This window comes from Mesorhizobium sp. WSM4832, assembly GCF_055811115.1.
The window spans coordinates 159107-171673 of record NZ_JBVVQH010000004.1; the positions used below are offsets into that span (position 1 = coordinate 159107).

Consider the following 12567-nt stretch of genomic DNA (forward strand, 5'->3'; position numbering starts at 1 on the left):
ATTGCCATCGAGACGCGTGCCAGCATGAATCCTCCCCCCAACATCACCGATCCGCTCGTCCTGTTCATGCCGTCAGGCAAGCGCGGCCGGTTTCCCGTTGGAACGCCGGTGCTCGACGCGGCGCGCCAGCTTGGCGTCTATGTCGAAAGCGTGTGCGGCGGCCGCGCCACGTGCGGGCGCTGCCAGATCGAAGTGCAGGAAGGCAATTTCGCCAAGCACAAGATCATCTCGTCCAACGACCACATTTCGCAGAAGGGCGCCAAGGAAGAGCGCTACGAGCGCGTGCGCGGCCTGCCCGAGCGCCGCCGCCTGTCCTGCTCGGCGCAGATCCTCGGCGACCTCGTCGTCGACGTGCCGCAGGATACGGTGATCAATGCCCAGACCATCCGCAAGGATGCCGACACCAGGGTCATCGCTCGCGATACGGCGATCCGCATGTGCTATGTCGAGATCGAAGAGCCCGACATGCACAAGCCGCTCGGCGATCTCGACCGGCTCAAGATCGCCCTGATGAAGGACTGGGGCTTCAAGAACCTCGAATTCGACTTCTACCTTATGCCGCAGGTGCAGGGCATCCTGCGCAAGGGCAACTGGACCGCCACCGCCGCCATCCACAAGGATGCCGACAGCGACATCGCGCGCGTCATCGCGCTATGGCCTGGCCTGAAGAACGAAGCCTACGGTCTGGCCTGCGACATCGGCTCGACCACGATTGCCATGCATCTCGTCTCGCTGCTCTCCGGTCGCGTCGCTGCCTCCTCAGGTACCTCCAACCCGCAGATCCGCTTCGGCGAGGATCTGATGAGCCGCGTCTCCTACGTGATGATGAACCCGGACGGCCGCGAAGGCATGACGGTTGCCGTGCGCGAGGCCATATCCGGCCTCGTCGACAAGGTCTGCGCGGAAGGCAACGTCCAGCGCAACGACATCCTGGATTCCGTCTTCGTCGGCAATCCGATCATGCATCACCTCTTCCTCGGCATCGATCCGACCGAGCTCGGCGGCGCGCCGTTTGCGCTTGCCGTCTCCGGCGCCGTGCGCATCAAGGCCTCCGATATCGGGCTGAAGCTCAACCAGGGCGCGCGGCTTTACATGCTGCCTTGCATCGCAGGCCATGTCGGCGCCGATGCCGCCGCCGTCACCTTGTCGGAAGGCCCGCATCGCCAGGACGAGATGATGCTGATCGTCGATGTCGGCACCAATGCCGAGATCGTTCTCGGCAACTCGACGCGAGTGGTCGCGGCTTCCTCGCCCACCGGCCCGGCCTTCGAGGGCGCCGAAATCTCCGGCGGCCAGCGTGCGGCGCCCGGCGCCATCGAGCGCGTGCGCATCGACCCCGACACGCTGGAGCCGAAATACCGCGTCATCGGCTCGGAACTATGGTCCGACGACCCGGGTTTCCTCGACAGCGTGCAGGCGACCGGCGTCACCGGCATCTGCGGTTCCGGCATCATCGAGATCGTGGCCGAGATGTATCTCGCCGGCATCATTTCAGAGGATGGCGTCGTCGACGGTTCACTTGCTGCGCGCTCGCCGCGCGTCGTCGCCAATGGCCGCACCTTCTCCTATGTGCTGAAGGAAGGCGAGCCGAAGATCACCATAACCCAGACCGACGTGCGCGCCATCCAGCTTGCCAAGGCGGCGCTTTATGCCGGCACCAAGCTGCTGATGGAAAAGCAGCACACCGAGCATGTCGATCGCATCCATTTCGCCGGCGCTTTCGGCTCTTTCATCGATCCGAAATACGCCATGGTGCTGGGCCTGATCCCCGACTGCGACCTCGACAAGGTCTCGGCCGTCGGCAATGCCGCCGGCGCCGGCGCGCGCATGGCGCTGCTCAATCGCGGCTATCGTCGCGAGATCGAGGAGACGGTGAGCAGGATCGAGAAGATCGAGACCGCGCTCGAGCCGAAGTTCCAGGAGCACTTCGTCTACGCTATGGCGCTGCCGAACAAGGTCGACCCCTTCCCGAAGCTCGCAGCCGCGGTAAAGCTGCCGCCGCGCAAGACGGTGAGCGCGGACGGCATCGCCGGCGATGCCACCCCGCGCCGGCGCTCGCGCGAGGAGCGCGCGGCGCGGCGCGGCCGCGACTAGAGCAATTCCAGGTTGTTCTGCCTCACTCCGCGGCCCCTGCGGTCGCGGCGCCGGGTGCCTTCACGACGCCTTTGACACGTCGCGGATGCAGCAGCCCGATCAACGGTTTCTCGACGGCCAGATAGAGCATCGCCGAGAACGCAAGCGTGGCGACAAGGATCGTTGCCGGCTGCAATGCCGCCGGAATTCCGATCCGCAAGACGACACCGGTCGTCAGGACGCCGGCCACGACATGCCATAGATAGATCGAATAGGACGCATCGCCGAGAAAGCTGGGCAAGGCAGCCGGCTTGAACGGCCGCGCCCGCTCGGCAAAAACCGCGCCCGCCACGATCAGTGTGGCCGGAAGCCCCCAGCGCAAGGCGCGAGGCAGGTCGGCATCGAACAGCGGGCTGGCCGCAAGGAGAAGAAATCCGGCGCCAACTATCGCCAGAGCCGGTCCGAGCGGAAGCCTGGCGCCTTGGAGCCACAAGCGCGCCACAACGACGCCAGCAGCGAATTCGAGCACGACAGGATCCGTGAAGGCACGTGCGTATCCTGCGGGGAAGACGAAATGCAGCGCGACGATGGCCACGAGGGCGCCGGTGAGAACGCCGAACCGCCAGCGCTCACCGAGGAACAGGACCAGGGTGAAAACCAGATAGAACATCATTTCATAGCAAAGCGTCCAACCCTGTATGACGATGGGATGCAGCGCGTTCTCCTGCAGGACCGGCAGGAAGAACAGTGAACCCACGAAATTCGGGACACTGAAGAAATGGCCGTAGAAGAACTGCGGCTTGATCAGGATGCCCGCCGCGGTCAGCAGCGTGACGATCCAGTACAGAGGCACGATGCGGGTGATGCGGCGCCCCATGAAACGCCAGGGATCGGCCGGCCTGCCGGCCGTCGTCACCCACATGATGAAGCCGCTGATGACAAAAAAGACGTCTACGCCGGCTGCTCCGACGTCGAACGGGCCACCGAACTGCTCGCTGACGTGAAAGCAAACCACCGCGCACGCGGCGAGGCCCCGCAGGTATTGGATGCTGTGGATGCTCGTCACGATGCTCCAGTCCAGATCGCGCCATGCTGCGGCGCACACATTTGTCATCGCATTGCACAATAACAATGCAGCCGGCCACCGCTGTCAACCGCTGATGACAGCTCTCCGGATAAAAGCCAGCACGCCGGTCTGCTCAATTCGTTTGTATGCAAATGTTTCGTAATTGGTGCGATCCGGAAACCGAAACGCTGTTTTCGTGAAATCGATCCGATACATACGTGGCGCATTTAACGGACGTCGCAGTGGCGGCCGAAGAACGATGCATGTCGCCCAAACTGCTTCGCGGTTTTGGGAGAACGACATGCACGCAATAGGCCGCCGCCGCTCTTCAAGGGAGATGAAAAATGTCGATGTTCGGAAATCTCGGTCGCTTCGGTGTCACTATCAGGCAGGCCCGTTCGCGCAACAAGGCGATCCGCGAGTTGAACAACCTGCCGGCGCATGTCCAGAAGGATATCGGCTGGCCGGCTTCGCCGCCGAGCGATCCGCAGGGAGCCCTTCATAAGCTGCTCCTTGGCACGCCGCGCTGATGACCTTCGCCGACAAATGCAAACTGCTCGGCAAGCGCCGGGGCCGGAACACGGCCTCGGCGACGGCCGACAACAAATTGCGCGTAGCCCTGCTACCGAAGCGGCGTTGACACTGGCACCATCCGATCACGCCGATGTGCCAGCGTGAATCCTTGACATTTTTAACTGAGGTACAATTTTCAGAGCGAGGGGGAATTCTCTTAGTCGGCTCTGCCGAAATCCGTGTACCCGCATGCCCAGTTTGAAAAGCCATCTCGTTTCGTTCGTTCTCAGGCACAGCCGCAAGAAGGCGTTTTCCAGTCCCGAGAACCTGCAGCGATGGATTGCCTACGCCCGCAAGACCGAGGACTATCGTCCGCCGGCCTTGCTCAAGGCACGGCTGGACATCACCGAGACCGAAATCGACGGCTTTCCGGTCTACGAGGTAGCCCCGAAAGCGGGCGAACGCCGGCGCATCCTTTACATGCATGGCGGCGCCTATGTCTTTCAGATCACGTCCTACCATTGGGGACTGATCGCCGAGATGGCCGAGCGTCTCGGCTTCGGCGTCACCGTGCCGATCTACCCCATCGCGCCGGAGCACGATTTCCATGACATGTTCGGCATGGTTGGCAACCTCTACCGGCGCATGCTCGAAGAGACCGACGCCGAGGACATCGTCTTCATGGGCGATTCCGCCGGCGGCAACATGGCCGTCGTGCTGACCATGATGGCGGCCGAGGAGGGCCTGCCCTTGCCATCACGCCATGTGCTGATCTCGCCCGGCCTCGACGTTTCGCTTGCCAATCCCGAAGTCTTCGAGGCAGAGCGGCAGGATCCGTGGCTGGGTATCCCGGGTGGGCTGGAAGCGGTGCGGCTCTATAGCGCCGGCTTCGACCGCAACGACTGGCACATCAGCCCGCTTTATGGCGACCTCTCGGTGCTGCCTAAGACGCTGCTGCTGACCGGTTCGCGCGATATGCTGACGCCGGATAATCTCATCTTCGCTGAAAAAGCGCGCGTCGCCGGCGTCGAGGTGGAGGTAGTCTACGAGGAAGGCATGTTCCACGCCTGGCCGCTGATCGAGATGCCGGAAGCGCGTCGCGCCCGCGACTCTATCGTCGATTTCCTTAGCGTTCCGGTGCCAGCCCTAGCTCGCGCCCGACCCAGGACAAAAGCAGCTTTTGCAGCCCGCTCCGCACCTGCGGCCGAATAGCTCAGAACTTGCCGGTTTCGCGGAACAGCTCGAATGTCGCCCGGATATGGTCGGCGACGGCCTTCACCGGCGCGCTGGCGTCGGGCGCCACCACCATGGCGAGATTGTAGGTGCCGATGTCGGGCATGCCGTCCTTGGCGCCCAACGAGACCATTTCGTCGCCGAGGAACGACTTCGGCAGCGGCGCCACCGCAAGGTCGGCCATGATCGCAGCGCGCTGGCCGGCCGTGTGGGCGCTCATATAGGCGATACGGTAGTTGCGGCCCTCGCGGCCAAGCGCTTCCAGCGCCCCTGCCCGCCAGGCGCAGCCTTCCTCCCACAGCGACACCGGCAGCGGCTCGCGCAGATGGGCGCAGCCGCCCTTGGCCCCGGCCCACACGATCGGTTCGGTCAAAAGCACCTCGGCGCCGATCGCGCTGGTCTTGTAGGAATTGGTGAGCAGCGTGATGTCGAGCGCGCGGTCGTCCATGCGGCGGCGCAGATTGATGCTCTGGTCGATGGTGACGTCGACGGCGATCGAAGGATGCGACTGCGCGAAACGCTTCAGCACATGCGGCAGCACGCGCTCGCCATAGTCGTCAGGGGAACCCAGGCGCACCACGCCGACGATGTCGGGGATGATGAACTTCGACACCACCTCGCGATTGATCGACAAAAGCCGACGGGCATAGCCGAGCAGCATCTCGCCGTCCGTGGTCAGCGTCACCGAACGCGCGTCGCGCGCGAAGACGGAACGGCCGAGGATGTCCTCCAGCTTCTTGATCTGCATGGAGACGGCCGACGGCGTGCGGAACACCGCATTGGCGGCGGTGGTGAAGCTGCCGGTCTCGGCAATCGCCACGAAGGTGCGCAGCACATCGAGATCAAGCAGCGGCAAAGGATGATTGAGCGGGGCGTTCATGGGAGCGAACCTTCAATTTTTCTGATGCAATCGATCATTCCATTTCGTTTGATTGAACATCACTCCAGGCGCATAGTCAACGTGATCGATGCAGGATGCTGCCAAAAGCAGCCATCAAACGACCGCGACACAGTCCTGCAATCGACATGAAATGAAGCTGAAACAGACCTGGTTTAACGCAGTGACGGGCGCCTCCCTGCCCGCATAGAGGAGAAAGAAATGTCTATCCTGTCGTCCATCGGTCGGCTTGCGACCGAATTCAGCGCGGCCCGCGCCCGCTACCAGACCGAACGCGCCATCCATTCGCTGCCGATCGAACTGCAGAAGGATATCGGCTGGCCGGAAGCCGCCGATGCCAAGTCGGGGTCTCGCCTCGGTGTCGGAAGCTGGGCCGGAGCAAAGTAATCACGTGTGTATGGAGTTCTGAAGGCCTGCCGCGTCAGCTCGGCAGGCCTTTTTGTCTGTCTAGAGCCTTTTGTTTGCACTCAAACGACTTTTCCAGCCATGCGGCTTTTGCATGACGCATATGAAGCACTCGCATAGCGGGTTAATTTTCAAATCAAAGCATTGTAAATAAGAGGAAATTTTGGGCACCCCGCCCAACGATGTCGCAAATTATGTCGCTTTTCATATCAAGCGCTTCGTATTTGCGATTTAGTTTTTGCTGAAGTGAGCCTATATCGACGCCAGCAAACGAGCTGCCCCACTCCATCAAGCGAAGGCGACCCGTCTGAGCAACCGATTGGAGATGATCATGAAGCTTTTTGCCCGCCTGTTCGCCCGCCGCGAAATGAACCTGACGACCGCTCTGGAGCGTCAGCGCCTCGCCAACACCATGCCCGGCCAGACCGGCGCCATGAACGCCGCCCGCCTCGGCTTCGTCGCCTGAGACAATCGTTATCCAAAGCTGAATTCAACGCCGCCCGGTTTCACCGAGGCGGCGTTTTCGTTTGCGCCGGCCTTCATCGGCCAGCCGGGCGACGCCTTGAGCTCGCGCCGATTGCCCATTTGCGACCCATGTCGCAAATTTAATCTTCACTTAGCCGCCTACCCGATTGACAGGAATGGTTTTTCCTGATGTCGCTATGCTGTTCGCGACATCCTGTTCGCGTCATGGCTGCGTGAGGTTTCCCCGTGAATGCCGTAAAGCATCCGATCAAGAGATCGTTTGTATTCTTCCTCATTCCCGATTTCACCATGATCGCCTTTGCGACGGCGCTCGATCCGCTGCGCTCCGCGAACCGGATGCTCGGCTACGAGGCTTATCGCTGGCGTCTGGCCAGCATCGACGGCAAGCCTGTGCGCGCCTCGAACGGCGTCGAATGCGCCGTCAACACCTCGCTCGAGGAAGAGCGCAAGAAGATGGCCGGGCCAGACAGGCCGAACATGGCGATCGTCTGCAGCGGCATCAATGTCGAGCGCTATCACAACAAATCGGCCTTCGCCTGGCTGCGCGAGGAGTATAATCGCGGCGTCGCGGTGGGCGGCCTTTGCACCGGCGCGCATGTCCTGGCCGCAGCCGGTCTGTTGTCCAACAAGCGCTGCGCCATCCATTGGGAGAACCTGCCGGGCTTCTCCGAGGCCTTCCCGAAAGCCAACGTCTTTGCCGATCTCTTCGAGATCGATCAGAACGTCTACACCTGCGCCGGCGGCACCGCCGCGCTCGACATGATGCTGAAGCTGATCGGCGACGATTTCGACGAGAGCCTCGTCAACCGTGTCTGCGAGCAGGTGCTGACCGACCGCGTGCGCAGCCCGACCGATCGCCAGCGCCTGCCACTGCGCGCCCGCCTCGGCGTGCAGAACTCCAAGGTGCTCACCATCATCGAGCTGATGGAAGCAAACCTTTCCGAACCGCTGTCGCTGATCGAGATCGCCGACCATGTCGATCTTTCCCGGCGGCAGATCGAGCGTCTCTTCCGCACCGAGATGGGCCGCTCCCCTGCCCGCTACTATCTGGAGATCCGGCTCGACCGCGCCAGGCATCTGCTGATCCAGTCGTCGATGCCGGTGGTCGAAGTGGCCGTCGCCTGCGGCTTCGTCTCCGCCTCGCATTTCTCCAAATGCTACCGCGAGCTTTATGCCCGCTCGCCGCAGCAGGAACGGGTCGATCGCAAGCAGTTGCTGGCGGCCTGAGCGTTCTAAGCAGACTGCGTCTGCGCCGTCCGCATCGCCTCGATACGGATGTCCTCGGTGAGCTGCGCCTTGAGCACCGAAAATTCCGGGCTGGTCTTCAACGTATAGTGGCGCGGATGCGGCAGGTCGACCGGCACGTCCGACTTGATGCGGCCAGGCCGCGCGCTCATCACGATCACCCGCGAAGCCATGAAGATCGCTTCCTCGATGTCGTGGGTGACGAACAACACGGTCTTCTTGCGCCGCTCCCAGATGCCGAGCAGCAATTCCTGCATCAGCCCGCGCGTCTGGTTGTCCAGCGCCCCGAACGGCTCGTCGAGCAGCAGGATTTCGGGATCGTTGGCAAGCGCCCGGGCGATCGCCGTGCGCTGCTGCATGCCGCCCGACAGTTGCTTGGGCCAATGGTTCTCGAACCCTTTGAGCCCGACCAGATCGACGTAGGAAGCGACGATGTCGCTGCGCTCGCGCTCCGGCATGCCGCGTTCACGCAGGCCGAAGCCGATGTTTTGAGCGACCGTCAGCCAGGGAAACAGCGTGTAGGACTGAAACACCATGCCGCGGTCCGGTCCCGGCCGGGCAACCGCCTTGCCGTCGAGCAGCACACGGCCGGTGCTCGGCGCCTCCAGTCCGGCGACGATTCTCAGCAATGTCGACTTGCCGCAGCCGGATGGTCCCAGGATGGTGATGAAGTCATTCGCCGCGACGGCGAGGTCAACCGGCTGCAGCGCCTGCACCGGCTGTCCGCCGCCGACCCCGGCAAAGGTCCGCGAAACGCCATCGATCAGAAGCTTGCTCATGCCAGGCTCCATGGATAGAGCCAGCGGTTGAGCGCCTTGAAGGCGAAATCGGACAAAAGCCCGATCAGCCCGATGACGATGATGCCGAAGATGATCTGCCCGGTCGCCAGCCGCGACTGGCTGTTGATGATCATGTAGCCGATGCCGGACGACGAGCCGATCAGCTCGGCGACGATCACATAGGTCCACGCCCAGCCCAGCACCAGCCGCAGCGTTTCTGCTATTTCCGGCGCGTTGGCCGGCATGATGACGCGCTTGACGATGCCGTTGTCGGTGGCGCCCAGCGTGTAGGCGGCCTCGACCAGGTCCCGCCGCGTGCTGCCGACCTTGACCGCGATGATCAAGATGATCTGGAACACGGAGCCGACGAAGATCACCAGGAGCTTTTCAAGTTCGCCGATGCCGGCCCACAGGATGAGCAGCGGGATGAAGGCGGACGCCGGCAAGTAGCGCGCGAAGGACACGAACGGCTCGAGGAAGGCTTCGACCGGCTTCCAGGCGCCCATGGCGATGCCGATCGGCACCGCGACGACCGAAGCCAGCATGAAGCCGCCGAAGACGCGCCAGATCGTAATCAGGATATCGAGCCAGAAACGATCTTCGACCAGTAGCCGCCAGCCATCCTTGAGCATCGATAGCGGATCGGCGAGAAAGATCCGGTTCACATGGCCGCCGAGCGTGATCCACGCCCAGAACGCCACGAACAACACGAAGAAGGCGATACCGAGCACGGTTCGCGTACCCGGGCGAACGGGATACAAGGGACGCAGCATAAGGCCCTGTCCTTAAAGCATGTCTCCCGAAAGTGGGAACCGGTCTCGGGAGACATGCGTGAAATCGAGAAAACCTAAAGCGCAGGGAGCTATCTGAAAGATCGCCACGCGCTTTAAGGAGAAAGAATCGGCGGCCTGACGCCGCCGATCGGGTGAGGCGATCAGTTGGCGACCGCGCTGGTGTCGGCAAGCGTCGTCACATCCGGCACTTCCTTGATCAGCCCCATCTGCAGCAGCAACTCGGCCGCGGTCTTGGAAAAATCCTGGAAGTCTTTGGTGAAGAACTGCTGGTTCTCCGCCTTGTCGGCCCATTTCAGGTATTTGGCCGAGTCCTCGAACTCCTTGGCCGACTGCTTCACGTCGGCGCCCATGATCTCATAGGATTTCTGCGGGTCCTTCTTGATCATGTCCAGCGCGTCGAAATAGCTGTCGGCGAGCGCCTTGGCGGCATCGGGATTGGCCTTGAGGAAGTCCGGCGTGCAGCCGACGGTATCCAGCACCATCGGATAATCGAGCGTGGTGGCCAGGATATGGCCCTGGTCGGACTTGTCGCGGACGGCAGAAATAAAGGGTTCGTAGGTGACGGCGGCATCGTTCTGGCCGGCCAGAAAGGCTTGCGCCGCTGCATCCGGCTCCAGATTGACGACGGTGACGTCCTTGGTCGACATACCGTTCTTGTTGAGCACCCAGGCGAGCAGGAAATAGGGCGACGTTCCGGGCGCGGACGAGGCGACAGTCTTGCCCTTGAGGTCGGCGACGGTCTTGATGTCGTTGCGCACGACGATGCCGTCGGCGCCATAGGACTTGTCGAGCTGGAAAATCTGCTTGGTGGTGACGCCGCTGGCGTTCCACACCATCCACGTCTCGACCGTGGTCGCCGCGCATTGCAGGTCGCCGCTGGCGATGGCCAGCGGGCGGCTCGCCTGCGGCACCTTCTTCAGTGTGACCTCGAGCCCGTGCTTTTCGAAGAGCCCGGCCTGCTTGGCTAAAGTCAGCGGCGCAAAACCGGTCCAGCCGCTGATGCCGATGGTCAGCGACGTGGCGGCCATCGCCGGCGCGCCGAGCACGGCGGCCGCCGCCAGCGCCGCCGCGAAAATGGTGGTCCTGTTCATTGTAGTTCCCCTTTTTTATGTGGTGAGCGCAAATTGTCTCACAGACGCCAAAAGGCTTGTCAATGAAGCAGAAGCCGCACTGGACGATGGTCCAAGCCGGCTTGGCGTTTCAGCGGCTGTCCAGACCCCAGCCGCGGCTGCGCCACATCTTATCGCCGGCCAGGCAGTCGGTGGCCTGCTTGTCGTCGGCGAGTACGACCGGCGGATGCGCGGCCTCTTGCGCCGCCCATTGCGGCGAAGCGGGACCGGCAAGCTCGAGCACCAGCTTGCGACGGATCGCTTCCGGAAACTGCGTCCAGTCATTGACCGGGATCATGAAGGCGCCCGGTCCGCCTATGACGCAGTCGCTGTAATAGCGGTCGAGATTGGCGACATCGAAGGCGCTGCTGAAACCGCCGCGCGTCATCAATGGCAACCCGTTGATGGTGATGCCTTGCTTGACCACCTCGTCGCGGGTGAGATTGACCGGCGCGCCCTGGTTGTTGGGCCCGTCGCCCGAAACGTCGATGACGCGCTTCGTGCCCTGAAAACCGCTCTCGGCGAAGAGATCGCTGCCGAAGCTCAGCGCGCCGGAGATCGAGGTCCGCCGGGCGCTGTCCGGCGGGCGTGCGTTGAGCTGCGCCACCACCTTCTCGGCATCGGCGCGGTTGGCGATCACCGTCCACGGCACGATGACCCGCTGCCAGGTCGTGCCGGCCCATTCCACATAGGTGACGGCGATCTTGCCATAGGCGCCGTCGGCGATGGCCTTCAGCACATTGTCGTGCGTGAGCGCCGCCGCATAGCCATGACGCTGGATCTCCAGTTCGGCCGGCGACATGGAGAGCGAGACATCGACCGCCAGCACCAACTCGACATCGACCGGTTCGGCGGGAGACGCTGCCGGCGTCAGCCAAAGCGCCAGCGCCAGGGTGGCACCGGCTGAGACGATATGCCTTGCGCGGGCATAAGCGGACATGGAGGAAGGTTAAGCGAAAATCGCCACGTGCAAAAGCCGGGAATTTCCTGAGCGTCGGATTTCCGCCGGCGCGGGACCTTCTTAAAAATATCGCGCCAGATTCGAACGGATGCGTTCCAGCACGGTCTCTCCGGAGAGATCAGGCATGAATTTCGTGCCCGTGATCGCTTCATAGGCCTGGATATAGACCGCCGAGGCCTGATTGACGATCTCGTCGGGTATCTTTGGGATCGGATCCCTGTAGGGATCGCACCGCGCCGACACCCACGAGCGGACAAAATCCTTGTCGAAGCTCTGCGGCCGCCCGCCGCTTTGGAACGCCTCGTCGTAGCTCTGCGCGATCCAGTAGCGGCTGCTGTCGGGTGTGTGGATTTCATCCGCCAGCACGATGGCGCCGTCCGCCGAGGTGCCGAATTCATATTTGGTGTCGGCAAGGATCAGGCCGAGCTCGGCTGCGCGCTGCTGGCCGCGGGCGAACAGTTGCAGCGCATAGCGCGATACGGTGTCCCACTGCGCCTGCGTAAGCAGCCGCTGTTCGATGATCTCGGCTTCCGACAGCGGCTCATCGTGGCCGCCGCTGGCGGCCTTGCTGGTCGGGGTGATGATCGCCGAGGGCAGCTTTTCATTGTCGCGCAATCCATCCGGGAAACTATGCCCGTAAAAGCTCCGTTCGCCTTTCCTGTACTTGGTCAGGATCGAGGTGCTGGTGGTCCCTGCCAGATAGCCGCGCACCACGATCTCGACCGGCAACATGTCGAGCCGCGTGCCCACGACAACATTGGGGTCGGGATATTCCAGCACATGGTTGGGACAGATGTCGGCGGTCTCCTCGAACCAGTAACGAGCAGTCTGGGTGAGGACCTGCCCCTTGAAAGGTATCGAGGCCAGGATGGTGTCGAACGCGCTTAGGCGATCGGTGGCGATGATGATACGCCGCCCGTCCGGCAGGTCGTAATTTTCGCGCACCTTGCCATTGTAGCGATTGGGAAGTTCGGGAATGAAGGCGTCGGACAGGATGCGCATAAG

General features: G+C 62.5%; 13 protein-coding genes. 6 read left to right on the forward strand and 7 right to left on the reverse strand.

The annotated features are described in order from the left end of the window. Positions 1 to 24: 24 nt before the first annotated feature. Positions 25 to 2094, forward strand: coding sequence for an ASKHA domain-containing protein (locus AC0L2L_RS07800; RefSeq protein ID WP_473577314.1), 2070 nt, complete (start codon positions 25 to 27; stop codon positions 2092 to 2094). 22 nt (positions 2095 to 2116) lie between these two features. Here AC0L2L_RS07800 and AC0L2L_RS07805 read toward each other — a convergent pair whose 3' ends face one another. Continuing rightward, positions 2117 to 3178, reverse strand: coding sequence for an acyltransferase family protein (locus AC0L2L_RS07805; RefSeq protein ID WP_473577316.1), 1062 nt, complete (start codon positions 3176 to 3178; stop codon positions 2117 to 2119). 305 nt (positions 3179 to 3483) lie between these two features. Between AC0L2L_RS07805 and AC0L2L_RS07810 the strand changes: the two genes are divergently transcribed. Both AC0L2L_RS07810 and AC0L2L_RS07815 read left to right on the forward strand, forming a co-directional pair. After that, on the forward strand, positions 3484 to 3669 hold the full coding sequence (locus tag AC0L2L_RS07810; RefSeq protein WP_473577317.1) for a DUF1127 domain-containing protein: 186 nt from the start codon (positions 3484 to 3486) through the stop codon (positions 3667 to 3669). Between the two features lie 232 nt (positions 3670 to 3901). Next, positions 3902 to 4864: an alpha/beta hydrolase fold domain-containing protein gene (locus AC0L2L_RS07815; RefSeq protein WP_473577318.1), complete on the forward strand. Its 963-nt coding sequence runs from the start codon at positions 3902 to 3904 to the stop codon at positions 4862 to 4864. Position 4865: 1 nt separating this feature from the next. Here AC0L2L_RS07815 and AC0L2L_RS07820 read toward each other — a convergent pair whose 3' ends face one another. Then, positions 4866 to 5765, reverse strand: a complete 900-nt coding sequence (locus AC0L2L_RS07820; RefSeq protein ID WP_473577319.1) for a LysR substrate-binding domain-containing protein — start codon at positions 5763 to 5765, stop codon at positions 4866 to 4868. Positions 5766 to 5984: 219 nt separating this feature from the next. On the opposite strand from AC0L2L_RS07820, the gene AC0L2L_RS07825 reads away from it, so the two are divergent. The 3 genes from AC0L2L_RS07825 (at position 5985) to AC0L2L_RS07835 (ending at position 7901) form a co-directional block, all read left to right on the forward strand. After that, a complete protein-coding gene (locus AC0L2L_RS07825; RefSeq protein ID WP_125003192.1) occupies positions 5985 to 6170 on the forward strand; it encodes a hypothetical protein in 186 nt (61 codons plus the stop codon). Positions 6171 to 6519: 349 nt separating this feature from the next. After that, positions 6520 to 6654 carry a hypothetical protein gene (locus AC0L2L_RS07830; protein WP_013531161.1) on the forward strand — a complete coding sequence of 45 codons (135 nt, stop codon included), beginning with the start codon at positions 6520 to 6522 and terminating at the stop codon, positions 6652 to 6654. 308 nt (positions 6655 to 6962) lie between these two features. Continuing rightward, positions 6963 to 7901: a GlxA family transcriptional regulator gene (locus tag AC0L2L_RS07835; RefSeq protein WP_473577528.1), complete on the forward strand. Its 939-nt coding sequence runs from the start codon at positions 6963 to 6965 to the stop codon at positions 7899 to 7901. A 5-nt stretch (positions 7902 to 7906) separates the two neighbouring features. On the opposite strand, the gene AC0L2L_RS07840 is transcribed toward AC0L2L_RS07835, so the two are convergent. From AC0L2L_RS07840 to AC0L2L_RS07860, 5 genes are all read right to left on the reverse strand, one after another. Next, the gene (locus tag AC0L2L_RS07840) at positions 7907 to 8698 is read right to left on the reverse strand and encodes an ABC transporter ATP-binding protein (protein ID WP_473577320.1); all 792 of its coding nucleotides are present in this window, start codon (positions 8696 to 8698) and stop codon (positions 7907 to 7909) included. Further along, the gene (locus AC0L2L_RS07845; protein WP_473577529.1) at positions 8695 to 9468 is read right to left on the reverse strand and encodes an ABC transporter permease; all 774 of its coding nucleotides are present in this window, start codon (positions 9466 to 9468) and stop codon (positions 8695 to 8697) included. Before AC0L2L_RS07845 ends, AC0L2L_RS07840 begins: the two co-directional genes overlap by 4 nt. A gap of 164 nt (positions 9469 to 9632) precedes the next feature. Next, a complete protein-coding gene (locus tag AC0L2L_RS07850) occupies positions 9633 to 10583 on the reverse strand; it encodes an ABC transporter substrate-binding protein (RefSeq protein ID WP_473577321.1) in 951 nt (316 codons plus the stop codon). Between the two features lie 109 nt (positions 10584 to 10692). Continuing rightward, complete coding sequence (locus AC0L2L_RS07855; RefSeq protein WP_473577322.1) at positions 10693 to 11541, reverse strand: DUF1194 domain-containing protein; 849 nt, start codon at positions 11539 to 11541, stop codon at positions 10693 to 10695. 81 nt (positions 11542 to 11622) lie between these two features. Next, on the reverse strand, positions 11623 to 12564 hold the full coding sequence (locus tag AC0L2L_RS07860; RefSeq protein WP_473577323.1) for a phosphoribosylaminoimidazolesuccinocarboxamide synthase: 942 nt from the start codon (positions 12562 to 12564) through the stop codon (positions 11623 to 11625). Positions 12565 to 12567: the final 3 nt, after the last annotated feature.